Here is a 23475-nt window from a genome sequence, read left to right as displayed (position 1 = left end):
TATACCATAGTAAAATAATATTTCATATATTAAAGGAGCTAGTTTTCACTAACTCCTTTAATCTTTTATTATCTGCTTTTGATCATTTTAATAATTTGAGTCACTATTGTTGGTGCAATAGCTAATCCAATTATTGTTAATACTTGAGTAATATTTAAGCTCATAACTTTAAATATACTTCCTACAGCAGGTATAAATACTATAATACCTACTAATGTTATTCCAATCAGGAATGCATATACTGTATTTTTGTTAGAAAATAATCCAATCTTAGTTAAAGGTTGATCACTTCTGCAACTAAATCCATTAAATAATCTAGCCAAGCATAAAGTTAGGAATGCAAATGTAGTAGCATAACCTTCTCCTGTTTCAATACCAATATAGTATCCAACAAATACTGCAACCGCAATTAAAGCAGCTTCAATCAACACTGATGTGAATGTTGCACGAGTTAAGATTGGCTCATTTGGATCTCTTGGTTTTTGTTTAAGAACATCATCTGTTCCTTTTTCAGTACCGATAGCTATTGCTGGTAGCGAGTCTGTAACTAAGTTAATAAATAGTAACTGAATTGCAGCAAATGGAACTACAAATTTACTATCGAAGAACGCTAATAAAGTTGTTGCTATAACAACAAAAATTGCTCCTGTATTACCAGTTAATAAGTATTTAATAGCATTTTTAATATTTGTAAAGATATTTCTTCCTACTGTTACAGCTTTTACAATTGTCGCAAAGTTATCATCTGTAAGAATCATATCAGCTGCATCTTTGGAAACTTCTGAACCTGTTATTCCCATCGCAATACCAATATCTGCTTGTTTCAATGCTGGAGCGTCATTTACTCCATCACCACTCATACCAACTACTTTTCCTTTTGCTTGCCATGCATTAACTATACGTATTTTATGCTCTGGTGCAACACGTGCATATACTGATATTTTTTCTAAATCACGTGCTAATTCTTCATCTGTCATATTTTCTAATGTTAAACCATCAACAACCATATCACCATCTTGGAAAATTCCAATTTTACGTGCGATTGAGCGAGCTGTAACAGCGTGGTCCCCAGTAATCATAATTGGTTTAATACCTGCTCTAATAGCTTTTTCTACAGCCTCTTTTGATTCTTCACGAGGTGGGTCAATCATTGAAGTTAATCCCACGAATGTTAAGTTATTTTCATCATCAAATGTTAACTCATCACTTGCATCTTTTTTGAATGCATAACCTAAAACACGTAATCCTTCTTCAGCAAAGTTATTATTTTGTTCTAAAATTTGTTTTTTATCTTCTTCTGTAATATCACGAACTTGACCATCTATTAGAATTGAACTACATTTTTTAAGCAGTTCATCTGTTGCGCCTTTTGTTAACATTAATTTCTCATTATCAATAATTTGTAATGTTGACATGAATTTACGAACTGAGTCGAATGGTAATTCTGATATACGAGGGTATTTTTCTCGAAGATCTTGTTCAATTATACTATATTTTCTACCTAATTCTACAAGTGCTAACTCTGTTGGATCCCCTACTTTTTGATCACCATTTATAAATGAATCATTAGTAAGAACCATTGTATCTATAATAAGTTTACCTGCTTTATCTTCTAGATTTATATCCGCTGGATTTAGCAATTTACCATTAATATAGACATTTTCAACAGTCATTTTGTTTTGAGTTAATGTACCTGTTTTGTCTGACGCAATGATAGATACTGAACCTAGAGTTTCTACAGCATTAATATCTTTCATTATTGCATTTTCTTTAGCTAGTGTTTGAGAACCTAGTGATTCAACTATTGTAATAATTGAAGCTAGAGCTTCTGGTACTGCAGCAACTGCTAATGCTATAGCAAACATTGCAGCTCCACCAAAATCATGTGAACTCATGTAAGTTAATCCAAATACTACAATACATAAAATTATTATTCCTACAGATAAATTTTTTGAAAACTGATCTATAGATTTTTGCAATGGAGATTTTCCACTTGAAGCATTGTTTAATAACTCTGAAATCTTACCAATTTCTGTATCAACACCAATACTTGTAACTACTGCCTGTCCTTTACCATATGTAACTTGTGAACCTGTGAAAACCATGTTTGTTTGGTCTCCTACTACAACTTCACCTTCAACTACATCAGTATTTTTATCTACTGCATGACTCTCACCAGTTAGCGCTGATTCCTGCACCTGTAGTGAACTTGCTTCAATAATACGTGCATCAGCCACTATCATATCACCAGCTTCAAATTCAACAATATCACCAATAGTTAAGTGGTGCGAATCAATCTCTTGTTTTACACCATCACGAATGACTTTAACTTTTGGTACTGATAGTTGTTTTAAGCTATCTACTGAACGCTGAGCATTTAATGTCTGGGTAGTTCCTAAAATTGCATTAATGATTAACACTACTACAATAACTATTGATGACTCTGCATCTCCTGTTACTCCTGAAATAACTGCCGCTGCAATTAATATTAATACTATTAAATCTTTAAATTGATTTAAAAATATTTGAAACCCACTTGGACGTGGCGCTTCAGGCAGCACATTTAATCCATGCTTTTCTTGACGTTTTTCAACTTCTTTACTGTTTAAACCAGAAGTAGTTGTATTTAATTCATCTAAGATTTCTTTACTTTCTTTTTGATAAAAATATTTCATCTCTATACATTCCTTTTTTATAAATTTCACAGAGTATGTACCTAGTTACTACTCCTTCAAATGCAAAAAAGCGAGACCGGTTGCGTAGCAACCAAGTCTCGCTTTTTAATATAGTACCGGAAAATATTCTTTCGTACTGACGATACTATAACGTTTATTCGTAAGCTAATCCCTTGTGTTGATAATACTATAACATAGTATTTTCACTTTTGCAAGAAGAATTTATCTATTTTTTCTTAATTTTAAAATAATACGTTTTTTTACAATCTTTGTGAACGTTTTTGTAACATAGGTCCTACTATTACTCTAAAGATTGAGTCTGCAATAATAATTCCTACTGCTAAACCTATTGCACCATAAAAACTATTTAAGAAAATTCTTGCAGAATTTGAATATTCATCTAATAATAATGTTCTAAATGCATCGTAAATAGTAACCCCAGGAACTACCGGAACAAGTCCAGGTACGAAGTATACTGTTAGTGGGTTTTTAAATTTAATAGCACAAATTTGACTCGTATTAGCTAGTAAAAGTGAACATACTAAACTCGACATAAAGACGCTTTGCCCATGGCTCCACATTTCCCAGTATCCACACCAACCTATTGCTCCAATAATTCCTCCAGTAACCAAGCTTTTTCTAGGTACATCACATATTACGGCAAACGATACTGATGAAATAAAACTAAATACGAAGTGATATAATAATAAAAGTAAATGACTTAATATTGCCATAATTATACTACACCTCCAAATAATCTAACTAAATAATAAACAGTTACTATCCCTGCTCCAAGCGCAAAGGCCACACAGAAAGTTTCTATAAACCTAATAACACCTGATATATATTGCCTTGCTATAATATCACGCATAGAGTTAGTAATAGTTATCCCTGGTACTAAAGGTACTACCGCACCAATCATTGCTAATCTTAGCGATTGACCATTTAATAATGCAAAACCTAAATACCCTGCTACACCACCTACAAAGGTACTAATATACTCTGAAATAAATGGTGCCTTTAAATATGTAATAGCTACTAAATAAATATAAAAAGCTACTGCACCAGCAATACTTCCTGGTATAACATCCCAGTAACTTCCCTCGAATATTAATACGATACCTCCACTAAGTATTCCGGCACATAAGATTTTAAACCAATCCGGAACTTTACTTTTTGAAGTATGAATTCTTTTTAATGCATCATACATATCTTCTAGACTAATTTGTCCTGAAGTATATGCCCTAGATAAGGTATTTACAGCAGTTGTTTTTGTTAAATTATATGTTCTATTTTCTACTCGATAAAAGTCTGTTCCATAATCTTCAATACGGACAAATAGCCCTGTTAATGTTACATGGGTATAAAAAATATCAGTCCTTACTTGTCCAACACCTTTTCTAATAATACGTTCCATGGTGTCTTCTGTACGGTACACTTCTGCACCATTTTCCATAAGAATTTTTCCCGCTAATAAAGCAGTTTTCATCAACAATTTTTCATTCATGTAATTTGCCCTATCACAGACTAACCCTACGTTAATCCCGTTTCCTTTCTAAATTTTGTCAATATGCATATTATATCATAAATAACCTAAGAAAAATATAGTTTTATCAAGATTTTTGAAGATAATTAGTTATAAAATATTAAAATAATTAAATAAACAAATATTATATACTTAAAATAAACTTTAAATATGTATTTTTTCTAAATTTATTATATTATTATAAAATATAAAGTTCATTTTAGATTTATATTTCAATTATTTTTCAGAAAATGATTTCAAAAGACACGAACGCCCTATTATCAAAGTAATATCTAATTTTTTTCTTATAAGAAATTATAGTCAAATCCTATTAAATATAATCTGATAAATTTTTACATAAATATGGTAAAAATTTATGTGATCTATGAGCAATTTTTTTGATAGATTATGTTAATCATGGTAAAATATTTTCAATTGTGTTTTAAATGCTAGTATAAACACGATATAATAATGAAAAGGAGCCTATTTATATTATGAAAAAATATATTAAACTATTTCTAGCAATGACATTGGTCATCATCAGTATGTTTAGCTCAGCTAAGCTGAACTCTACATCTGCTTTAGGTGCAACTGGGGCCATTAATATTACAGGTCAATCTATTACACCTACAAAAAATCCTGTTGACCAGTATACAGATATAAATGTTAACATGAATTTTTCTGTTCCTAATACTGCAAAAACAGGTGGTCAAGCTATTATATCTTTACCAAAAAATCTTAAGTTTGTCTCTGATACAAGCTTTAATGTAATGAGTTCTGACCAAAAAGTTGTAGCAAAAGCTGTTCTTAATGCTGCAACAAAAACAATAACTCTTACATATACAGATTACGTAACAAAAAAATCTGATATTAAAGGTAGTCTATTCTTCAATGTAAGAGTAAGTCCTGATACTGCATCACCTAGTAAAGTACCTATTAATATTAGTGTAAACAACAAAAATATACCAGTTGGAGAGGTTAATTTTGTTGTTGATCCAGGTAAATCTGATAAAGTATTGGACAAAGTTAGCTGGAATACACAAAAATTAGCTGATGGAGGAATTACTCGTGATTATGAAGTTCGAGTTAACGCTGAAAATAAACCTCTAACTAATGCAATCGTCCTTGATAAACTTAGCACTGATGGAATGAGCTATGTAAAAGATTCATTCGTTGTTAAAAAAGGAACTTGGGCTGTAAGCAGTAACCACAAATTAGGATTAACAAATGCTACTGTAGTTAGTGTTCCTGTTAACTTTGATGCTAGTCAAAAGAGTTTCCAAGTTAACTTAGGAAATGTTGCTGCTAATGAAGGTTATTCTATTTACTATAAAGTAAAAATTGATAAAACACCTAAAAATGGACAACAATTCCTTAATAATGTAACTCTTAAAGCAGATAAAGTTACTGAAACTAAGAGTAACCCATTCGTTTACCAAAATGCCGGTGGTGAAGCAGAAGGTTTTAACTACTCTGTTAAAATTAAAAAAGTAGATAGTGAAACTAATACAGCTTTAGCTGGAGCAAGTTTTGATGTTATTCGTACATCAACTAATGAAACAGTTAAATCAGTAACTACTGATGCAAACGGTGAAGCTTTAATTGATGGTCTACTAAACACAGAATATAAATTAGTAGAAACTAAAGCTCCAGAGGGATACCAATTAAATAAAGAAGCAATTGCGGTAAAACCAACAGACTTTAATACTTCAAAAGTTGCTTTAAAAACTATTAGCAACAAAAAAATCCCTAAAGAACCTACTCCAACCAACGCTACTATTGAGTTCGACAAACAACTTTCTGGTCGTGATTTAGTTGATGGAGAGTTTAGTTTCGAGCTTTATGAAGGTTCTAACAAAATTCAAACTGTTTCAAACAAAAACGGTAAAATTACTTTCGATGCTATTTCTTACAAAGAAGTAGGAGAACACACATACACTGTTAAAGAGGTAAAAGGCGATAACAGTACTATAGCTTATGATTCTTCAACTAAACAAGTAACTGTTAAAGTTACTAAAGATGGAGATAAGCTTAAATCTGAAGTTGTTTATCCTGATGGAAATACATTCAACAACAAATTTACACCAAATGCAGCTAACGCTACAATAGAGTTAGATAAAGCTCTTTCTGGTCGTGATTTAGTTGATGGAGAGTTTAGTTTTGAACTTTATGAAGGTTCTAATAAACTTCAAACTACTACAAATAAAAATGGTAAAATTTCGTTTGACTCTATTTCTTACAAAGAAGTAGGAGAACATACTTATACTGTTAAAGAAGTTAAAGGTAATGATAGTACAATCACTTACGATTCTTCAGAAAAACAAGTAACTGTTAAAGTTACTAAAGACGGAGATAACCTTAAAACTGAGGTTGTTTATCCTGAAAGTAAAACTTTCAACAACACATTTACTCCTAAAGAAACTAGCGCTACTATTGAGTTAGACAAACAACTTTCTGGTCGTGATTTAGTTGATGGAGAATTTAGCTTCGAACTTTATGAAGGTTCTAATAAACTTCAAACTACTACAAACAAAAATGGTAAAATTTCGTTTGATTCTATTTCTTACAAAGAAGTAGGAGAACACACTTATACTGTTAAAGAAGTTAAAGGTGATAATAACACAATCGCTTATGATGAATCTGAAAAACAAGTAACTGTTAAAGTTACTAAAGATGGAAATGAACTTAAATCTGAAGTTGTTTACCCTGAAAGTAAAACTTTCAACAACACATTCACTCCTAAAGAAACTAGCGCTACTATTGAGTTAGATAAAGCTCTTTCTGGTCGTGATTTAGTTGATGGAGAATTCAGCTTCGAACTTTATGAAGGTTCTAATAAACTTCAAACAACTACTAATAAAAATGGTAAAGTTGCTTTCGACTCTATTTCTTACAAAGAAGTAGGAGAACACACTTATACTATTAAAGAAGTTAAAGGTGAAGACAGTACTATAGCTTATGATTCAACAGCTAAAGAAGTAACTGTTAAAGTTACTAGAGATGGTGACAACCTTAAAACTGAAGTTGTTTATCCTGAAAGCAAAACTTTCAACAACACATTCACTCCTAACGCAGCTAACGCTACTATTGAGTTAGATAAAGCTCTTTCTGGTCGTGATTTAGTAAATGGTGAGTTTAAATTTATTCTTAAAGATGATAAAGGAAACCAAGTAGGAAGTGAAGCTACAAACCAAAATGGTAAAGTTACATTCCCTTCTATAAAATTTGAAAAAGAAGGAACATATAACTACACTGTTAAAGAAGTTAAAGGTGATAACAGCACTATTAACTATGATTCATCTGAAAAACATGTAACAATTAACGTTACAAAAGATGGAAACAATCTTAAAGCCGAAGTTATTTACCCTGATGGTAAAACTTTCAATAACACATTCACTCCTAATGCAACTAATGCTTCTATCGAATTAGATAAAAAACTTGATGGTCGTGATTTAGTTGATGGTGAATTTAGCTTTGATCTATATGAAGGTTCTAACAAACTTCAAACTGTTACAAATAAAAACGGTAAAGTTGCTTTCGACTCTATTTCTTATAAAGAGGTAGGAGAACACACTTACACTATTAAAGAAGTTAAAGGTGATAATAGTACTATCACTTATGATGAATCTGAAAAACATGTAACTGTTAAAGTTACTAGAGATGGTGATAACCTTAAAACTGAGGTTGTTTACCCAGAAAGTAAAACTTTCAATAATAAATTCACTCCAAACGAAGCAAAAGCTACTATCGAGTTAGAAAAACAACTTACTGGTCGTAACTTAGCAGATGGTGAATTCAACTTTGATTTATACGAAGGTTCTAACAAACTTCAAACAACTACTAATAAAAACGGTAAAGTTACTTTTGAGTCTATTTCTTATAAAGAAGTAGGAGAACACACTTATACTGTTAAAGAAGTTAAAGGAACTGACAGTACAATAGCTTATGATGAGTCTGAAAAACATGTAACTGTTAAAGTTACTAGAGATGGTGACAACCTTAAAACTGAAGTTGTTTACCCAGAAAGTAAAGTATTCCATAATTTATTCACTCCAAACGCAACTAGCGCTGAATTCTCACTTAAAAAGAATTTAAGCGGACGTGACTTAAAAGATGGTGAATTTACATTTACTCTATTCGACTCTGAAGGAAAAGCTGTTAAAACTGTTTCAAACGATGCAAATGGTAATATTTTATTCAATGGATTAATTTTCTCTAAAGAAGGTAGATACACTTATAAAGTAGTAGAAAATAAAAACAATGTAGAAGGTATTACTTACGATGAAACTGCTCGTACAGTTACAATTGACGTTAAATTAGATAAAGAACGTGGTGTTTTAACTTCAGTAGTTGAACTACCAGAAAACAAAGTATTTAATAACAGCTATAAACCAACAACTCCTCCAAAAGGAATTTTACCTCGTACAGGTATTGGTGCTCTATCTTCATCTATCGCAGGTTTAGGTATTTTATCACTAGTTGGACTAGCTATTAGAAGAAAACAAAAAATGAATTAATTTTAAGAAGACATAAATAAGAAATTTCTTATTTATGTCTTTTTCTTTATACTTTGTACGTAATGATTTCTACGTGTCTTCGACACTAGAAATCTTAACTAAACTGTAGTAAATTATTAATGCAACTTCGCAGTCTTGACTAAACTTTTATTCGTCACTTTGTTCCTTAGAAATTTAGTTCCTTTTGCGTATTTTGCACGTAATAATTTTTACGAATCGAAGATTCTAAAAATCTTAACGCTATAATGTTTACTTTTGAAATATTTAGATCTTCGCAGTGGTTGTCATCCAATCACTCATTTCATTCATTCTTGGGACAACTGTGCGTATTTTGCACGTAATGATTTCTACGAATCTTTGATTCTAGAAATCTTAACGTGCAAAATAAAAAAGACTACCTTGCCTGGTAATCTTTTAAAGTATAATTAGATTTAATTTTTAAAGGGACAAAAGGGTATCCTAGCATCCTCGCTAGGATACATTAGAGCTAGACGACGTAGCCTTTTATCTACGCATTTCAAGCACTCTTTTGCCAAAAAAATTAGTTTAAATTGTGTTGTATGTGTTGTTTAGTTGTGTGTGTATGTAGTATGTTATTGTTGTATGAAAAATTTTTATTAAACTAATTCTATAATAGCTGTTTCTGCACCGTCACCTTTACGTGGTCCAACACGTAAAATACGAGTGTATCCACCATTACGGTCTGCATATTTAGGTGCTACTTCTTCAAATAATTTTTTAAGAGCTAATTGACTCTTACCTTCTTCAGTTGCTACTGCAACAGGTTGAATGAATTTAGCTGCATTACGTCTTGCTGCTAGATCACCTTTTTTACCTAATGTAATCATTTTTTCTGTTAATGAACGAACTTCTTTCGCTCTTGTAACAGTTGTTTCAATTCTACCGTGTACTAGTAGAGCTGTAACTAAGTTTCTTAACATCGCTTTACGGTGAGCTGATGTACGTCCTAATTTTCTGTAACCCATTAGTGTGCCTCCTTGTTAGTTTTATTCTTCTCTAAATCCTAGTTCTAAATCTTGAAGTTTAATTTTAACTTCTTCTAATGATTTACGACCTAAGTTTCTTACTTTAATCATTTCTTGTTCTGTTTTGTTAGCTAATTCTTGAACTGTATTTATACCTGCACGTTTTAGACAGTTATAACTACGTACTGATAAGTCAAGTTCTTCAATTGTCATTTCTAACATTTGAACTTTATTATCTTCTTCTTTAGCTACCAATATATCAGCAGCTTTTGCTTCTTCAGACATTTCCATAAATAATTCTAAATGAGAAATTAGAATTTTTGATGCTAATGCTAAAGCGTCGTTAGCTGTAATTGTACCATTTGTTGTAACATCTAAAATAAGTTTATCAAAGTCAGTGCTTTGTCCTACCCTAGTTTTTTCAACTGTGTAGTTTACTTTAGATACTGGTGTATAAATTGAATCGATTGGAATTACGCCAATTGGTAAGTCACGTTTTTTGTTTCCATCTGCTGGTACAAATCCACGTCCTTTACCTACGTAAATAAGCATTTCAAATTGTCCACCTTCTGATACAGTAGCAATATGTTGATCTGTGTTGATAACTTCGATATCTGAATCGATAGCGATATCTTCTGCAGTAACAACTGCTGGACCTTTTACATTAATTGATACTACTTTTTCTTCTTCTGAATGTACTTTAAACGCAATGTTTTTAACATTCATAATGATTTCAGTAACATCTTCTACTACACCTTTAACGGCTTGGAATTCGTGTTGAACTCCTTGAATATCGATACTTCTTGCTGCTGCTCCTGGTAATGATGAGATTAACATTCTTCTCAATGAATTACCTAATGTAGTACCATAACCACGTTCTAATGGTTCTACTACAAAGCGACCAAATCTTTTATCTGATGATTCTTCGATGATTTGAATTTTTGGTTTTTCTATTGCTAACATTATGTTAAACCTCCTAAATTTAGTGTATTCAAATTATTATACACGACGACGTTTAGGTGGGCGACATCCATTGTGAGGAACTGGAGTTACGTCTTTGATTGATGTAACTTCTAATCCTGCAGATTGTAATGCACGAATAGCTGCTTCACGCCCTGCTCCTGGACCTTTAACTGTTACATCTACATATTTCATTCCGTGTTCCATAGCTTGTTTAGCTGCTGCTTCACTTGCCATTTGTGCTGCGAATGGAGTAGATTTTCTAGAACCTTTGAATCCTAACGCTCCTGCACTTGACCATGATACTGCATTACCATGTTCATCTGTAATTGTTACTATTGAGTTATTGAATGTAGAACGAATGTGTGCTATACCGTTTTGTATATTTTTTTTCACACGACGTTTACGTGATTGTTGTTTACGAGCCATAGTTGTGTTTCTCCTCCTATCCTAATTATTTTTTCTTGTTCGCAACTGTTTTCTTAGGACCTTTACGAGTACGAGAGTTGTTCTTAGTATTTTGCCCTCTTACTGGAAGTCCACGACGGTGACGGATACCTCTGTAACATCCGATTTCCATTAGACGTTTAATGTTTAATGAAACTTCACGACGAAGATCACCTTCTGTTTTGTAGTTATCTACAGCTTCACGAATTTTATCTAATTGTTCACCTGTTAAGTCTTTAACTCTCACATCTTCAGAAACACCAGCTTCTTTTAAGATTTTTTGAGAAGTTTTTAAACCTATACCATATACATAAGTTAGTGATATAACAACGCGTTTTTCACGTGGAATATCGACTCCTGCTATACGTGCCATTAAGTTTGCACCTCCTAATTAATTATCCTTGTTTTTGTTTGTGTTTTGCGTTTTCGCAAATCACTAATACTTTACCACCACGACGAATTACTTTACATTTGTCACAGATTTTCTTTACTGATGGTCTTACTTTCATCGTTATTTCCTCCTTGAGTTTATAACTTACTTGAATCTATAAGTTATTCTACCTTTTGTCAGGTCATACGGACTCATTTCTACTGTAACTTTATCACCTGGTAAAATTCTTATATAATTCATTCTGATTTTTCCAGAAACATGAGCTAAAATAATATGACCATTTTCTAATTCTACTTTAAACATTGCATTCGGCAAGTTTTCTACTACTAAACCTTCTACTTCAATGACATCTTTTGCCATACTTTTCCTCCCTGATTATTTCAGTTTATCTAATACTTTTTGTACATCTTGGAAAACTACTTTGATGTCTTGATCACCATTAATATTTTCAACTACACCTTCTTTTTGACTATAGAAGTCAAGTAATGGTTTAGTTTGTTTAATATTAACCTCTAAGCGATTAGCAACTGTTTCTTCGTTGTCATCACTTCTTTGGTAAAGTTCACCACCATCTTTATCACAAACACCTTCAACTTTTGTTGGGTTGAAAATTAAATGATAAGTAGTTCCACATTGTTTACAGATTCTTCTACCTGTTAAACGAGGTAATAGAATATCTGGATCAACATCGATATTTAATACTTTATCGATTTTTCTATTAGTTTTCGCTAAAATTTGATCAAGGGCTTCAGCTTGTTCTACTGTTCTTGGAAAACCGTCAAGTAAAAAGCCTTCTTTTGCATCTTCTTGATTCAATCTTTCTTCAACTAATCCTATAGTTACACTGTCAGGAACAAGTTGTCCTTTATCAATATAACTTTTTGCTTCTTTTCCAAGCGGTGTCTCATTTTTAATAGCAGCTCTAAACATATCTCCTGTAGAAATATGAGGAATTGGATAATTCTCTTTAATTTGTTCTGCTTGAGTACCTTTACCCGCTCCCGGTAATCCCATTAATATTATATTCATCATATCTATTTACCACCTTTTTTCCCAGTAATGAAACTTCTATAGTTTCTTTCCGTTAATTGTGTATTAAGTTGCTTAACTGTCTCTAGTGCTACACTGACAACAATTATTAAACTTGTTCCACCAATGTGTACAGAAGCTGGTAATTTAGCTAGGTTGGTGAATATTGTTGGAAGAACCGAAACAGCTGCTAGGAATATTGAACCTACAAACGTTAGTCTGTATAAAATACCTGTAATGTATTGTTCAGTTTTTTTACCTGGTCTAACCCCTGGAACAAAACTTCCTTGTTTTCTTAAGTTATCTGCCATTTTCTCTGGGTTAACTTGTACCATTACATAGAAGTAACAGAATGCAATAATTAATACTACATATAATGTTAATCCAATCCAATGACTGAAATCAAAATATGAAACTATTTTTTGCAATTTCTCATTGTTAGGTGCGAAGATTGCAATAGTTCTTGGTAATTGTAAAAATGCTACTGCAAAGATTACTGGGATAACTCCGGCACTGTTAACACGAAGTGGTAAGAATGTTGAACGAGCTCCTAACATTCTACGCCCAGCTCTTGCTTGAGAGTATTGAATAGGTATTTTACGAATAGCTTCTTGCATGAAAACAACAGCAGCTACTATTGCGATAATTACTAATCCAACTATAACTAGTTTTAAAATAGCTAGGTTAACATTCTCAGCATCTTTAATTTGTGATTCATATACTTGGTAGAATTGTTGAGGCATACGAGCTATAATACCAGCTAAAATGATAATTGATACCCCGTTACCTACACCATATTGAGAAATTTGATCCCCAATCCATAATAGTAATGCAGTACCTGCAGTTAATACTAAGGCTACTGTAATGAATCCTACTACAGATGTATCTTTGATTAATCCACCATAAGCATTATTAAATCCATAAGACATAATTAACGCTTGAATAAATGATAAGACTATCGCTAATACTCTAGTTAATTTTTGAGTTTTCTTCTGACCTACTTCACCTTGTTTTGCCCACTCAGCTAATGTAGGAATAACATCCATTTGCATAAGTTGAATTACGATAGATGCTGTAATATATGGCATGATACCCATAGCGAATACAGAAAACTGTTGTAATGCTCCTCCTGCAAATGTGTTAAATATACCGAATAACCCTGATGCGTCTTGACTTTTTAGAACATCCGCATCTACTCCCGGTACCGGTAAATATGAACCGACACGGAATAAAAATATACCAAATAAGGTAAATAATATTTTGTTACGAGTTTCTTTTACTCTAAACAAATTCAGCGTTGCACTAAACATTTATTATAGCACCTCGCAAACTCCTCCAGCTGCTTCAATAGCTTCTTTTGCTGAAGATGAGAATTTATGAGCTTGTACAGTTAATTTTTTTTCTAATTTACCGTTAGCTAATACTTTAACACCTGAAAGTTCTTTTTTAATAACTTTAGTTTCTACTAATAGAGCAGGTGATACTACAGTACCATCTTCAAATTTGTTTAAGTCTGTAAGATTTACAACTGCATATTCTTTTCTGTTAACGTTGTTAAATCCACGTTTTGGAATACGTCTGAATAATGGGTTTTGTCCACCTTCAAATCCTGGGCGAACTCCACCACCACTACGTGCTTTTTGTCCTTTTTGACCACGTCCACTTGTTTTACCGTTTCCTGATCCAATCCCACGACCTACTCTGTTACGCTCTTTACGAGAACCTTCAACTGGTTGTAATTCATGTAATTTCATTTAGACTAGCACCTCCTTGTATTAATAATTATTTTTCTTCTACAGTCACTAAGTGTGAAACTTTATTAATCATACCACGAATCGCAGCGTTATCTTTGTGTTCAACTGTTTGGTGCAATTTTTTAAGACCAAGAGCTTCTACAACTTTTCTTTGATTCTTTGGACGACCAATTGTACTACGAGTTAGGGTTACTTTTAATGTCATGTTCTTTTCCCTCCTCTTATCCTAATAATTCTTCTACAGATTTACCACGTAAAGCTGCTACGTGTTCAACTGTTTGTAATCTTGTTAATCCTTCGATTGTAGCACGAACCATGTTTACTGGTGTGTTTGAACCTAGAGATTTTGATAAGATATTTGAAATACCTGCTAATTCTAATACGGCACGAACTGGACCACCAGCGATTACCCCAGTACCTGGTGCAGCTGGTTTAACTAAAACTGAACCTGCTCCAAATTGACCTGTGATTTCGTGAGGTATTGTTCCGTTAACTACTGGTACAGTAATTAAGTTATGTTTTGCAGCTTCAACTGCTTTTTTGATTGCATCTGGTACCTCTTGAGCTTTACCAGTACCAAATCCTACGCGACCATTTTTGTCACCTACTACTACTAAAGCAGAGAAACGGAAACGACGTCCACCTTTAACAACTTTAGCTACACGGCGAATGGCAACTACGCGTTCTTCAAATTCTTTTTTGATTTCTTCCTGACGCATCTACTAATTTCCCTCCTTTATTAGAATACAAGTCCGTTTTCACGTGCTGCTTCAGCTAATGCTTTAACACGTCCGTGATATAAGTATCCTCCACGGTCGAAAACAACTTTTTCAATTCCTTTTTCTTTAGCTACTTCTGCGATTAATTTTCCTACTTGTTTAGCTGCTTCAACACTTGATTTAGAAACATTTTCTAATTTTAATGAAGAAGCTTGTGCTAATGTAACACCTTTAGTGTCATCAATAATTTGTGCGTAAATGTTTGTGTTTGAACGGTATACGTTTAAACGTGGCACTTCAGCAGTTCCTTGAACTTTAACACGAACTCTTGCGTGTCTTTTTTTACGAACTTTATTTTTGTCAAGTTTCGTAATCATACTTGAAACACTCCTTTCTGTTATCTATTATTTACCAGTTTTACCTTCTTTACGGCGAACATATTCACCAACGTAGCGAATACCTTTACCTTTATAAGGTTCTGGAGGACGTACTGCACGAACTTTAGCTGCGTATTGTCCTACTACTTCTTTGTTAATACCTTCGATACTAACTTTAGTGTTTCCTTCAACACCTAATTTAATTCCTTCGATTTCTTCAAATTCAACTGGGTGAGAATATCCAACACTTAGTACTAATTTTTTACCTTGCATTTGAGCACGGTAACCAACCCCGATTAACTCAAGTTCTTTTTTGAATCCAGCAGATACACCTTCAATCATGTTAGCTAAGATAGCACGAGTTGTTCCGTGTACTGTACGGTGACGTTTTGAGTCTGATGGACGTACTACAGTGATTTCATTCCCTTCAATGTTGAAAGTCATGTCTTTATCAAATTGTTGTTTTAATTCACCTTTAGGTCCTTTTACTGTTGCGAAGTTATCGTTAATGTTAACTTCAACACCTGCAGGTATTGTAATAACTTTATTACCTATACGTGACATTTAATTGGCACCTCCTTATAATATTACCAGATGTAAGCTAATACTTCTCCACCTGTATTGTTTTTACGAGCAACTTTATCAGTTACAACTCCGTTTGAAGTTGATACGATTGCTATTCCTAGTCCGTTTAATACTCTTGGCAGTTCGTCTGCTTTAGCATAAACACGTAAACCAGGTTTTGAAATTCTTTTAATTCCTTTAATTACTCTTTCACCTTTAGAGTATTTAAGTGAAATTTTAATGATTCCTTGTTTGTTATCTTCGATGTATTCTACATCTTTGATGAAACCTTCTTGTTTTAATATTTCTGCAATTTGCTTTTTAATATTTGACGCAGGTAATTCTAATGTTTCGTGTTTTACCATGTTAGCATTACGAATACGTGTTAGCATATCTGCGATAGGATCTGTCATTGTCATTAGGATAAATCCTCCTTTCTTCTACTAATATATTACCAACTTGCTTTTTTAACTCCAGGAATTTGTCCTTTATAAGCTAATTCACGGAATTTAATACGGCTAATACCAAATTTCCCAATGTATCCGTGAGGACGTCCAGTTATGCTACAACGATTGTGTAAACGAGCTGGAGCTGAGTTTTTAGGAAGTTTGCTAAGTCCGATGTAATCACCTTTAGCTTTTAATTCCGCTCTTTTAGCTGCATATTTATCAACTAATTTTTGGCGTTTTAATTCACGCTCTACCATTGCTTTTTTAGCCATGTGTCTATTACCTCACCTTTCTTATTTTGCGAATGGCATACCACATAGTGTTAATAACTCACGAGCTTCCTCATCTGTGTTAGCTGTAGTTACTACTACGATGTCCATACCACGTACTTTACTTACTTTATCATAATCAATTTCAGGGAAAATTAATTGTTCTTTAACACCTAATGTGTAGTTACCACGACCATCGAATGCTTTTTTAGAAACACCGTGGAAGTCACGTACACGTGGAAGTGCTACTGTTACTAATTTATCGAAGAATTCATACATTCTTTCCCCACGTAAAGTAACTTTTGCACCGATAGGCATACCTTCACGTAGTCTGTATGTAGCGATTGATTTTTTAGCTCTTGTAATTAATGGTTTTTGACCAGAAATTAAAGCTAATTCAGCTACAGCGTTATCTAGGGCTTTAGAGTTTTGCACTGCATCACCTACACCCATGTTAATTACGATTTTTTCAATTTTTGGTACTTGCATTACGCTTTTGTACTCAAATTTTGTCATTAATTCTTTTGTTATCTCAGATTTAAATTTATCTTCTAAACGAGCCATCTAAAATTGTGCCTCCTTTCTTCAACTAATAATTATATTTCTTTTCCTGATTTTACAGCGATACGTACTTTCTTACCATCTTTAGTTTCAAAACGTACTCTTGTTGCTTTTCCAGTTTCAGGATCTTGTAACATTACGTTTGATGCGTGGATTGCTGCTTCTTTTTCTACGATTCCACCTTGAGGTGCATCTTGAGAATTTTTAACGTGTTTTTTAATGATATTAACACCTTCTACAACAACACGATCTTTTTTAGGTTGAGCTTCGATTACTGTTCCAACTTTACCTTTGTCTTTACCAGTAATTACTACAACTTTATCACCTTTTTTAATGAACATTTCTTGTTAACCTCCTTCTTTCTGTACTTTTTTATTATAATACTTCTGGAGCTAATGATACGATTTTCATGTAGTTACCGTCTCTTAATTCACGAGCAACTGGTCCGAAAATACGAGTACCACGTGGGCTCTTATCATCACGGATAATTACACAAGCATTTTCATCAAATTTAATATATGAACCGTCGTTACGACGAGCTCCTGTTTTTGTACGAACGATTACGGCTTTAACTACTTCACCTTTTTTAACAACTCCACCTGGTGTTGCTTTTTTAACAGAACATACAATAACGTCACCGATATTGGCAACTTTACGTCCTGAACCACCTAGAACTTTAATTGTTAAAACTTCTTTTGCTCCTGAGTTATCAGCCACTTTTAAGCGTGTTTCTTGTTGAATCATGCGCTTTTTGCCTCCTTCTTAGGGTTTATCCTAGTTTTATTAGATTATAACTGCTTCTTCTACTACTTCTACTAAACGGAAGTTTTTAGTTGCAGATAATGGACGAGTTTCCATTATTTTAACGATATCATTTAATTTAGCAACATTGTTTTCATCATGTGCTTTGAATTTTTTAGAATATTTTACACGTTTACCGTATAGAGGATGTTTTTTGTAAGTTTCTACTAAAACTGTGATAGTTTTATCCATTTTATCAGAAACTACTTTTCCAACGTAAACTTTTCTATCATTTCTCTCAGTCATGTTTGCCTCCTATTATTATTTATTCGCTAATTCTCTTTCGCGAATAACAGTTTTCATACGAGCGATTGATTTTCTAACTTGACTAATACGAGCTGTATTTTCTAATTGACCAGTTGCCAATTGGAAGCGTAAGTTGAAAAGCTCTTCTTTAAGTTCTTTGATTTTTGTTTCTAACTCTTGTGAAGTTAATTCTCTAATCATAGATTTGAATTCATTTGTTTTCATTATGCTTCACCACCTGTTTCTTCACGTTTTACAAATTTACATTTAACAGGTAACTTGTGAGATGCAAGTCTTAGAGCTTCACGTGCAACTTCTTCACTTACTCCAGCAACTTCAAACATCACTCTACCTGGTTTTACTATTGCAACCCATCCTTCAACTGCACCTTTACCAGATCCCATACGAACTTCTAATGGTTTTTTAGTATAAGGCATGTGAGGGAAGATCTTAATCCAAACTTTACCACCACGTTTCATATAACGAGTCATCGCTATACGAGCAGCTTCGATTTGACGAGAAGTAACTCTTGCTGCAGTAGTAGCTTGTAATCCATATTGACCGAAATCTACTACGTTTCCGCCTTTAGATTTACCTTTTGTTGATTGTCTGTGTTGACGACGATATTTAACACGTTTAGGCATTAACATAAATTAGTTACCTCCTTTTTCAGATTTTCTAGTTGGTAATACTTCACCACGGTTAATCCAAACTTTAACTCCAAGTTTACCATAAGTAGTATCTGCTTCTTCGTGAGCGTAATCGATGTTTGCTCTTAATGTATGTAATGGTACTGAACCTTCTGAATAGTGTTCTGCACGAGCGATATCTGCTCCACCAAGACGACCTGATACTTGAGTTTTAATTCCTTTAGCTCCTGCTCTCATAGCTCTTTGGATAGCTTGTTTTTGAGCACGACGGAATGATACACGAGCTTCTAATTGACGAGCAATGTTTTCAGCTACTAATTTAGCGTCGATATCAACTTTTTTGATTTCAACTACATTAATGTGTACTCTTTTTCCAGTTAATTTGTTTAATTCTAATCTTAATTTATCGATTTCAGATCCACCTTTACCGATAACCATACCTGGTTTACCAGTGTGTACTGAAATATTTACTTTCTTATCGAATCTTTCAATTTCTACTTTAGAAACTGAAGCGTCTTTTAATTGTTTACTGATGAACTCACGGATTTTGAAATCTTCGTGTAAGTTAGCAGCGAAATCTTTTTCCGCATACCATTTTGAATCCCAATCACGAATAACTCCAACACGTAAGCCTATTGGATGTACTTTTTGACCCACAGTTTGTAGCCTCCTTTAACTAGTTTAGCTTTTTATTTCTTAATTTTTATTATTTGTTGTCACTTAAAACGATAGTGATGTGACTTGTTCTTTTGTTAATTGAACTTGCAGCACCTTTTGCTCTTGGACGGAATCTTTTAAGAGTTGGTCCTTCATTTGCAAATGCTTGTGATACTACTAAGTCTTCTACATTCATTCCATAGTTGTGTTCAGCGTTAGCAGCAGCAGATTTAATAACTTTAGCTACTGGTAGAGAAGCTGATTTTGTTGTGAATTCTAAAATTCCTAATGCTTCGCCCACTTTTTTTCCACGTACTAAGTCTAATACTAGTCTTACTTTACGAGGAGCGATGCGGACTGTCTTAGCGATTGCTTTTGACTCCATGAATGTGCCTCCTTGATTTTTCTAATTTCTAAATTATCTTCTTGTTTTTCTGTCGTCTGCAGCGTGACCTTTATAAGTTCTTGTTGGTGCGAACTCACCTAATTTGTGTCCTACCATATCTTCAGTCACATATACAGGTACATGTTTTCTTCCGTCATATACTGCAAAAGTAAGTCCTATGAATGTTGGGAAGATTGTTGAACGACGAGACCAAGTTTTGATTACTTGTTTTTTCTCTTGTTCGTTCATTTTTTCAACTTTTGCTAATAAGTGGTGATCAGCGAATGGTCCTTTTTTTAAACTACGAGCCATTGTGTTATCTCCTTTCCGATACTTTGCATACTTAAGGTTCTGGTAAAGAGCACTTGCTCCTCACCAACTAACCTTTGTTTCGTTTTATTATTTGTTTCTAGCACGTACGATGAATTTGTTTGAACGAGCTTTTTTAGAACGAGTTTTCTTACCAAGTGTAGGTTTACCCCAAGGTGACATTGGTGATTTACGTCCGATTGAAGTACGTCCTTCACCACCACCGTGTGGGTGATCGTTCGGGTTCATTACAGATCCACGTACAGTAGGTCTTTTACCTAACCAACGAGTTCTACCGGCTTTACCGATATTAACTAGTCCGTGTTGTTCGTTACCAACTTCACCGATTGTAGCACGGCAAGTTGCTAAGATCATTCTAACTTCTCCTGATTTAAGACGTACTAATACGTATTTACCTTCTTTACCAAGTACTTGAGCACTTGCTCCAGCTGAACGTACTAATTGTCCACCTTTACCAGGTTTAAGTTCGATGTTGTGAATTAATGTCCCTACTGGGATGTTTGCTAGTGGTAATGTATTACCAATTTTGATATCAGCTTCTGGTCCAGATACTACTACTTGTCCTACTTTTAGTTCTTTAGGAGCGATGATGTATCTTTTTTCTCCATCAACATAGTGTAATAATGCGATGTTTGCTGAACGGTTTGGATCGTACTCGATTGTAGCAACTTTTGCTGGTACGTTGTCTTTATTTCTCTTGAAGTCAATAATACGGTATTGTTTTTTGTGTCCTCCACCATGGTGACGAACAGTGATTTTACCTTGGTTATTTCTTCCCGCTTTTTTCGGTAGCGGCGCTAATAATGACTTTTCTGGTTTGCTTGTTGTAATTTCTGCAAAGTCTAATGATGTCATGTGACGACGACCATTAGTAATAGCTTTATATACTTTAATAGCCATTTGTCATTTTTCCTCCTTAGTGGTTTTAAATGTTATTCTTAAGCGAATAATCCTTCGATTGTTTGTCCTTCAGCTAACTTAACGATAGCTTTTCTACGTTTGTTAGTGTAACCACCGTATCTTCCAACACGACGGAATTTTGGTTTGTAGTTCATTACGTTTACTTTCTCAACTTTAACTCCGAAAATTTCTTCGATAGCTTGTTTAATTTGAGTTTTGTGAGCGCGTGTGTCTACTAGGAAAGTGTATTTATTTTCTTGCATTAATAAATAACTTTTTTCAGTTAATACTGGGCGTTTGATAATATCGCGTGCTTCCATTATGCTAATACCTCCCCAACTTTTTCTAATGCATCTTTAGTGAATACAACTTTGTTGCTTCCTAAGATGTCTAATACGTTAAGACCAGTTGTTTCTACGAATTCAACTCCTGGAATATTTCTTCCTGATAAAACAGTATTTTCTTCTAGTTCAGTAACTACGAATAATACTTTTTTCTCTAGGCTAAGGTTTGATAACATTTCTTTAAAGTTTTTAGTTTTAATTGCATCAAATGCTAATGTTTCTAATGCAAATACTTCGTTAGCTGCTACTTTAGAAGATAAAGCAGAACGTAATGCTAAACGACGCATTTTACGAGGCATTTTGAAGCTGTAGCTACGTGGTGTAGGTCCGAATACAATTCCACCTCCACGCCATTGTGGTGAACGGATAGATCCTTGACGAGCACGACCTGTTCCTTTTTGACGCCATGGTTTGCGACCACCACCTGAAACTTCAGAACGTCCTTTTGTTTTGTGTGTACCTTGACGAAGTGATGCTCTTTGTAAAGTTACAGCTTGGAATAATACGTGTTGATTTGGTTCAATACCAAATACTGCATCATTAGCTTCAACTGCACCAACTTTTGTACCGTCTTGTTTAAATAAATCTAATTGTGGCATTATCTAATTTCCTCCTTCCGTATATTTTCCGATTATTTACCAGATTTAACTGCTGATTGGATTTTTACGAAGCTTTTTTTAGATCCTGGAATACATCCTTTAACTAGGATTAATCCATTTTCTACATCTACGCTTACGATTTCTAAGTTTTGAGTAGTAACTGTAACTCCACCCATTTGACCTGGTAATGCTTTACCTTTAAATACACGGTTAGGTGCTACAGGTCCCATTGACCCAGGACGACGGTGGTAACGAGAACCGTGTGCCATTGGTCCACGAGATTGTCCGTGACGTTTAATAGCCCCTTGGAATCCTTTACCTTTACTTACTCCTGTTACGTCAACTAAGTCCCCTGCTGCAAAAATATCAACTTGGACTTCTTGACCTACTTCATAACTAGCAACATCTGCATCTCTGATTTCGCGTACGAAACGTTTTGGAGCAGTGTTAGCTTTATCTGCGTGACCTTGTTCAGGTTTGTTCGCAACTTTTACTAAACGATCTTTACGTTCTTTATCGTAAGGACGTTTATCGTCGAATCCTAATTGGATTGCGTTGTATCCTTCAACTTCTTCTGTTTTCTTTTGTAATACGACGTTACCTTTCGCTTCAACTACTGTTACTGGGATTAATTCTCCATTTTCAGCGAAGATTTGAGTCATACCTACTTTTCTTCCTAAGATACCTTTGGTCATCGAAAGTCACCTCCTATAATTATAATTTTAATTCGATGTCAACACCTGATGGTAAGTTTAAGCTGATTAAAGCGTCAACTGTTTTTTGTGTTGGTTCAATAATATCGATTAGGCGTTTGTGTGTGCGTTGTTCGAATTGTTCACGGCTATCTTTGTAAATGTGAACTGAACGTAAAATTGTGTAAACTGCTTTTTCCGTTGGTAATGGAATTGGTCCAGAAACTTTTGCTCCAGAACGTTTTGCTGTTTCAACAATTTTCTCTGCACTTTGATCCACTAATCTGTGATCATATCCTTTTAGACGAATACGAATTTTTTGTTTTGCCATCATTTCTCCTCCTATTACATTTATTCGCTGTTATCTAGTAACAACTTCTCCACGAAAGTTCTCCAGCACGCCATGCCATGGCAAAGCGGCCGGGCGTGTCAGTAACCTTTCGCTTCAACGCAAGTCTTTTTCAGACCAACATTCATTATTATACATGGAAAAACCATTAATTGCAAGTGATTTAACGAAAAAAATTCAAAAAAATTTATGAATATGTTTTCCATTTTTCAACTATAGTTTTTAGAATTTTCGATCTCTCATTTTGTCCTATATTATATAGAAGAAAAAATTCAATTATCACTTTTTATATTTTGAAA

Annotated in this window: 33 protein-coding genes; 1 reads left to right on the top strand and 32 read right to left on the bottom strand. The window is 33.8% G+C overall.

What is annotated here, in order from left to right; translation table 11 throughout:
- Positions 1–68 precede the first annotated feature (68 nt).
- The 3 genes from T369_RS0105040 to T369_RS0105030 form a co-directional block, all read right to left on the bottom strand.
- The gene (locus T369_RS0105040; protein WP_031552557.1) at positions 69–2675 is read right to left on the bottom strand and encodes a cation-translocating P-type ATPase; all 2607 of its coding nucleotides are present in this window, start codon (positions 2673–2675) and stop codon (positions 69–71) included.
- 260 nt (positions 2676–2935) lie between these two features.
- Positions 2936–3409, bottom strand: a complete 474-nt coding sequence (locus T369_RS0105035) for a threonine/serine exporter family protein (protein WP_035496411.1) — start codon at positions 3407–3409, stop codon at positions 2936–2938.
- Positions 3410–3411: 2 nt separating this feature from the next.
- Complete coding sequence (locus T369_RS0105030) at positions 3412–4182, bottom strand: threonine/serine exporter family protein (protein WP_006364572.1); 771 nt, start codon at positions 4180–4182, stop codon at positions 3412–3414.
- A gap of 512 nt (positions 4183–4694) precedes the next feature.
- On the opposite strand from T369_RS0105030, the gene T369_RS0105025 reads away from it, so the two are divergent.
- Complete coding sequence (locus tag T369_RS0105025; protein WP_051618972.1) at positions 4695–8717, top strand: Spy0128 family protein; 4023 nt, start codon at positions 4695–4697, stop codon at positions 8715–8717.
- 617 nt (positions 8718–9334) lie between these two features.
- Here the strand turns inward: T369_RS0105025 and rplQ are convergent.
- The 29 genes from rplQ to rpsJ all read right to left on the bottom strand — a co-directional run bounded on the left by rplQ (position 9335) and on the right by rpsJ (position 23158).
- Positions 9335–9703 carry a 50S ribosomal protein L17 gene (gene rplQ, locus T369_RS0105020; protein ID WP_006364576.1) on the bottom strand — a complete coding sequence of 123 codons (369 nt, stop codon included), beginning with the start codon at positions 9701–9703 and terminating at the stop codon, positions 9335–9337.
- Between the two features lie 21 nt (positions 9704–9724).
- A complete protein-coding gene (locus T369_RS0105015) occupies positions 9725–10666 on the bottom strand; it encodes a DNA-directed RNA polymerase subunit alpha (protein WP_006364577.1) in 942 nt (313 codons plus the stop codon).
- A 36-nt stretch (positions 10667–10702) separates the two neighbouring features.
- Positions 10703–11092, bottom strand: a complete 390-nt coding sequence (gene rpsK / locus T369_RS0105010; RefSeq protein ID WP_006364578.1) for a 30S ribosomal protein S11 — start codon at positions 11090–11092, stop codon at positions 10703–10705.
- Positions 11093–11117: 25 nt separating this feature from the next.
- Positions 11118–11483, bottom strand: coding sequence for a 30S ribosomal protein S13 (gene rpsM / locus T369_RS0105005; RefSeq protein ID WP_006364579.1), 366 nt, complete (start codon positions 11481–11483; stop codon positions 11118–11120).
- Between the two features lie 22 nt (positions 11484–11505).
- A complete protein-coding gene (gene rpmJ, locus T369_RS0105000) occupies positions 11506–11619 on the bottom strand; it encodes a 50S ribosomal protein L36 (RefSeq protein ID WP_003144208.1) in 114 nt (37 codons plus the stop codon).
- 26 nt (positions 11620–11645) lie between these two features.
- Positions 11646–11861 (bottom strand): translation initiation factor IF-1, encoded by a 216-nt coding sequence (gene infA, locus T369_RS0104995; RefSeq protein WP_003144387.1) that lies wholly within the window; start codon positions 11859–11861, stop codon positions 11646–11648.
- A 15-nt stretch (positions 11862–11876) separates the two neighbouring features.
- On the bottom strand, positions 11877–12530 hold the full coding sequence (locus tag T369_RS0104990) for an adenylate kinase (protein ID WP_031552550.1): 654 nt from the start codon (positions 12528–12530) through the stop codon (positions 11877–11879).
- Positions 12531–12535: 5 nt separating this feature from the next.
- A complete protein-coding gene (gene secY / locus T369_RS0104985) occupies positions 12536–13840 on the bottom strand; it encodes a preprotein translocase subunit SecY (protein ID WP_031552549.1) in 1305 nt (434 codons plus the stop codon).
- A gap of 3 nt (positions 13841–13843) precedes the next feature.
- The gene (gene rplO, locus T369_RS0104980; RefSeq protein WP_031552546.1) at positions 13844–14284 is read right to left on the bottom strand and encodes a 50S ribosomal protein L15; all 441 of its coding nucleotides are present in this window, start codon (positions 14282–14284) and stop codon (positions 13844–13846) included.
- A 28-nt stretch (positions 14285–14312) separates the two neighbouring features.
- A complete protein-coding gene (gene rpmD / locus T369_RS0104975) occupies positions 14313–14489 on the bottom strand; it encodes a 50S ribosomal protein L30 (RefSeq protein ID WP_031552544.1) in 177 nt (58 codons plus the stop codon).
- Between the two features lie 16 nt (positions 14490–14505).
- A complete protein-coding gene (gene rpsE / locus T369_RS0104970) occupies positions 14506–15003 on the bottom strand; it encodes a 30S ribosomal protein S5 (protein ID WP_006364584.1) in 498 nt (165 codons plus the stop codon).
- 20 nt (positions 15004–15023) lie between these two features.
- A complete protein-coding gene (gene rplR / locus T369_RS0104965) occupies positions 15024–15380 on the bottom strand; it encodes a 50S ribosomal protein L18 (protein WP_031552541.1) in 357 nt (118 codons plus the stop codon).
- 27 nt (positions 15381–15407) lie between these two features.
- On the bottom strand, positions 15408–15944 hold the full coding sequence (gene rplF, locus T369_RS0104960; RefSeq protein ID WP_006364586.1) for a 50S ribosomal protein L6: 537 nt from the start codon (positions 15942–15944) through the stop codon (positions 15408–15410).
- A 23-nt stretch (positions 15945–15967) separates the two neighbouring features.
- Positions 15968–16363, bottom strand: coding sequence for a 30S ribosomal protein S8 (gene rpsH / locus T369_RS0104955; RefSeq protein ID WP_006364587.1), 396 nt, complete (start codon positions 16361–16363; stop codon positions 15968–15970).
- 32 nt (positions 16364–16395) lie between these two features.
- Complete coding sequence (gene rpsN / locus T369_RS0104950; RefSeq protein WP_003144337.1) at positions 16396–16665, bottom strand: 30S ribosomal protein S14; 270 nt, start codon at positions 16663–16665, stop codon at positions 16396–16398.
- 21 nt (positions 16666–16686) lie between these two features.
- The gene (gene rplE / locus T369_RS0104945; protein ID WP_006364588.1) at positions 16687–17226 is read right to left on the bottom strand and encodes a 50S ribosomal protein L5; all 540 of its coding nucleotides are present in this window, start codon (positions 17224–17226) and stop codon (positions 16687–16689) included.
- A gap of 32 nt (positions 17227–17258) precedes the next feature.
- The gene (gene rplX / locus T369_RS0104940; protein WP_006364589.1) at positions 17259–17564 is read right to left on the bottom strand and encodes a 50S ribosomal protein L24; all 306 of its coding nucleotides are present in this window, start codon (positions 17562–17564) and stop codon (positions 17259–17261) included.
- Positions 17565–17598: 34 nt separating this feature from the next.
- The gene (gene rplN, locus T369_RS0104935; protein ID WP_003144098.1) at positions 17599–17967 is read right to left on the bottom strand and encodes a 50S ribosomal protein L14; all 369 of its coding nucleotides are present in this window, start codon (positions 17965–17967) and stop codon (positions 17599–17601) included.
- Positions 17968–18006: 39 nt separating this feature from the next.
- Complete coding sequence (gene rpsQ / locus T369_RS0104930) at positions 18007–18270, bottom strand: 30S ribosomal protein S17 (RefSeq protein ID WP_003144356.1); 264 nt, start codon at positions 18268–18270, stop codon at positions 18007–18009.
- 15 nt (positions 18271–18285) lie between these two features.
- Entirely contained in the window at positions 18286–18495 is a 210-nt protein-coding gene (gene rpmC / locus T369_RS0104925) for a 50S ribosomal protein L29 (RefSeq protein ID WP_003144404.1), read from the bottom strand.
- Positions 18495–18920 carry a 50S ribosomal protein L16 gene (rplP, locus tag T369_RS0104920; protein ID WP_006364590.1) on the bottom strand — a complete coding sequence of 142 codons (426 nt, stop codon included), beginning with the start codon at positions 18918–18920 and terminating at the stop codon, positions 18495–18497. The genes rpmC and rplP overlap by 1 nt, the downstream gene beginning before the upstream one ends.
- 3 nt (positions 18921–18923) lie before the next feature.
- Complete coding sequence (rpsC, locus tag T369_RS0104915; protein ID WP_006364591.1) at positions 18924–19577, bottom strand: 30S ribosomal protein S3; 654 nt, start codon at positions 19575–19577, stop codon at positions 18924–18926.
- A 49-nt stretch (positions 19578–19626) separates the two neighbouring features.
- Positions 19627–19962 (bottom strand): 50S ribosomal protein L22, encoded by a 336-nt coding sequence (gene rplV / locus T369_RS0104910; RefSeq protein WP_003144105.1) that lies wholly within the window; start codon positions 19960–19962, stop codon positions 19627–19629.
- A 33-nt stretch (positions 19963–19995) separates the two neighbouring features.
- Complete coding sequence (gene rpsS, locus T369_RS0104905; RefSeq protein WP_003147627.1) at positions 19996–20274, bottom strand: 30S ribosomal protein S19; 279 nt, start codon at positions 20272–20274, stop codon at positions 19996–19998.
- Positions 20275–20361: 87 nt separating this feature from the next.
- On the bottom strand, positions 20362–21192 hold the full coding sequence (gene rplB, locus T369_RS0104900; protein ID WP_031552537.1) for a 50S ribosomal protein L2: 831 nt from the start codon (positions 21190–21192) through the stop codon (positions 20362–20364).
- 38 nt (positions 21193–21230) lie between these two features.
- Positions 21231–21512, bottom strand: coding sequence for a 50S ribosomal protein L23 (rplW, locus tag T369_RS0104895; RefSeq protein ID WP_003144216.1), 282 nt, complete (start codon positions 21510–21512; stop codon positions 21231–21233).
- On the bottom strand, positions 21512–22135 hold the full coding sequence (rplD, locus tag T369_RS0104890) for a 50S ribosomal protein L4 (protein WP_031552531.1): 624 nt from the start codon (positions 22133–22135) through the stop codon (positions 21512–21514). The genes rplW and rplD overlap by 1 nt, the downstream gene beginning before the upstream one ends.
- Positions 22136–22167: 32 nt before the next feature.
- Positions 22168–22830, bottom strand: coding sequence for a 50S ribosomal protein L3 (rplC, locus tag T369_RS0104885; RefSeq protein ID WP_004633609.1), 663 nt, complete (start codon positions 22828–22830; stop codon positions 22168–22170).
- Between the two features lie 19 nt (positions 22831–22849).
- Complete coding sequence (gene rpsJ / locus T369_RS0104880) at positions 22850–23158, bottom strand: 30S ribosomal protein S10 (RefSeq protein WP_003147624.1); 309 nt, start codon at positions 23156–23158, stop codon at positions 22850–22852.
- Positions 23159–23475 lie beyond the last annotated feature (317 nt).

Origin of the sequence: Gemella sanguinis ATCC 700632 (genome assembly GCF_000701685.1) — a bacterium.
In the GTDB taxonomy this organism is placed as follows: Bacteria; Bacillota; Bacilli; order Staphylococcales; family Gemellaceae; genus Gemella; species Gemella sanguinis.
The sequence above is the reverse complement of the archived record's forward strand: the minus strand, read 5'-3'. Positions and strand labels throughout refer to the sequence as shown.

Bases quoted from the DNA above. Each gene is read 5' to 3' on its own strand.
- rplQ (WP_006364576.1), bottom strand. From the start codon at position 9,703: ATGGGTTACAGAAAATTAGGACGTACATCAGCTCACCGTAAAGCGATG.
- secY (WP_031552549.1), bottom strand. From the start codon at position 13,840: ATGTTTAGTGCAACGCTGAATTTGTTTAGAGTAAAAGAAACTCGTAAC.
- T369_RS0105040 (WP_031552557.1), bottom strand. From the start codon at position 2,675: ATGAAATATTTTTATCAAAAAGAAAGTAAAGAAATCTTAGATGAATTA.
- rpsJ (WP_003147624.1), bottom strand. From the start codon at position 23,158: ATGGCAAAACAAAAAATTCGTATTCGTCTAAAAGGATATGATCACAGA.
- rpsQ (WP_003144356.1), bottom strand. From the start codon at position 18,270: ATGACTGAGAGAAATGATAGAAAAGTTTACGTTGGAAAAGTAGTTTCT.
- rplO (WP_031552546.1), bottom strand. From the start codon at position 14,284: ATGAAATTACATGAATTACAACCAGTTGAAGGTTCTCGTAAAGAGCGT.
- rpmC (WP_003144404.1), bottom strand. From the start codon at position 18,495: ATGAAAACAAATGAATTCAAATCTATGATTAGAGAATTAACTTCACAA.
- rplN (WP_003144098.1), bottom strand. From the start codon at position 17,967: ATGATTCAACAAGAAACACGCTTAAAAGTGGCTGATAACTCAGGAGCA.
- rpmJ (WP_003144208.1), bottom strand. From the start codon at position 11,619: ATGAAAGTAAGACCATCAGTAAAGAAAATCTGTGACAAATGTAAAGTA.
- rplC (WP_004633609.1), bottom strand. From the start codon at position 22,830: ATGACCAAAGGTATCTTAGGAAGAAAAGTAGGTATGACTCAAATCTTC.
- rplE (WP_006364588.1), bottom strand. From the start codon at position 17,226: ATGGCTCGTTTAGAAGATAAATTTAAATCTGAGATAACAAAAGAATTA.
- rplF (WP_006364586.1), bottom strand. From the start codon at position 15,944: ATGTCACGTATAGGTAATAAAGTTATTACAATACCTGCAGGTGTTGAA.
- rpsS (WP_003147627.1), bottom strand. From the start codon at position 20,274: ATGGCTCGTAGTTTAAAAAAAGGACCATTCGCTGATCACCACTTATTA.
- rplW (WP_003144216.1), bottom strand. From the start codon at position 21,512: ATGGAAGCACGCGATATTATCAAACGCCCAGTATTAACTGAAAAAAGT.
- rplX (WP_006364589.1), bottom strand. From the start codon at position 17,564: ATGTTCATTAAAAAAGGTGATAAAGTTGTAGTAATTACTGGTAAAGAC.
- rpsK (WP_006364578.1), bottom strand. From the start codon at position 11,092: ATGGCTCGTAAACAACAATCACGTAAACGTCGTGTGAAAAAAAATATA.
- rpsM (WP_006364579.1), bottom strand. From the start codon at position 11,483: ATGGCACGTATAGCAGGAGTCGATATTCCACGTGAAAAACGCGTTGTT.
- T369_RS0105025 (WP_051618972.1), top strand. From the start codon at position 4,695: ATGAAAAAATATATTAAACTATTTCTAGCAATGACATTGGTCATCATC.
- T369_RS0105015 (WP_006364577.1), bottom strand. From the start codon at position 10,666: ATGTTAGCAATAGAAAAACCAAAAATTCAAATCATCGAAGAATCATCA.
- rplB (WP_031552537.1), bottom strand. From the start codon at position 21,192: ATGGCTATTAAAGTATATAAAGCTATTACTAATGGTCGTCGTCACATG.
- infA (WP_003144387.1), bottom strand. From the start codon at position 11,861: ATGGCAAAAGATGTCATTGAAGTAGAAGGTTTAGTAGTAGAAAACTTG.
- rplV (WP_003144105.1), bottom strand. From the start codon at position 19,962: ATGGAGTCAAAAGCAATCGCTAAGACAGTCCGCATCGCTCCTCGTAAA.
- rpmD (WP_031552544.1), bottom strand. From the start codon at position 14,489: ATGACATTAAAAGTAACCCTAACTCGTAGTACAATTGGTCGTCCAAAG.
- T369_RS0105030 (WP_006364572.1), bottom strand. From the start codon at position 4,182: ATGAATGAAAAATTGTTGATGAAAACTGCTTTATTAGCGGGAAAAATT.
- T369_RS0105035 (WP_035496411.1), bottom strand. From the start codon at position 3,409: ATGGCAATATTAAGTCATTTACTTTTATTATTATATCACTTCGTATTT.
- rplD (WP_031552531.1), bottom strand. From the start codon at position 22,135: ATGCCACAATTAGATTTATTTAAACAAGACGGTACAAAAGTTGGTGCA.
- rpsN (WP_003144337.1), bottom strand. From the start codon at position 16,665: ATGGCTAAAAAAGCAATGGTAGAGCGTGAATTAAAACGCCAAAAATTA.
- T369_RS0104990 (WP_031552550.1), bottom strand. From the start codon at position 12,530: ATGAATATAATATTAATGGGATTACCGGGAGCGGGTAAAGGTACTCAA.
- rplR (WP_031552541.1), bottom strand. From the start codon at position 15,380: ATGATTACGAAACTTGACAAAAATAAAGTTCGTAAAAAAAGACACGCA.
- rplP (WP_006364590.1), bottom strand. From the start codon at position 18,920: ATGTTAATGCCTAAACGTGTTAAATATCGTCGTCAACACAGACAATCA.
- rpsE (WP_006364584.1), bottom strand. From the start codon at position 15,003: ATGCGTCAGGAAGAAATCAAAAAAGAATTTGAAGAACGCGTAGTTGCC.
- rpsH (WP_006364587.1), bottom strand. From the start codon at position 16,363: ATGACAATGACAGATCCTATCGCAGATATGCTAACACGTATTCGTAAT.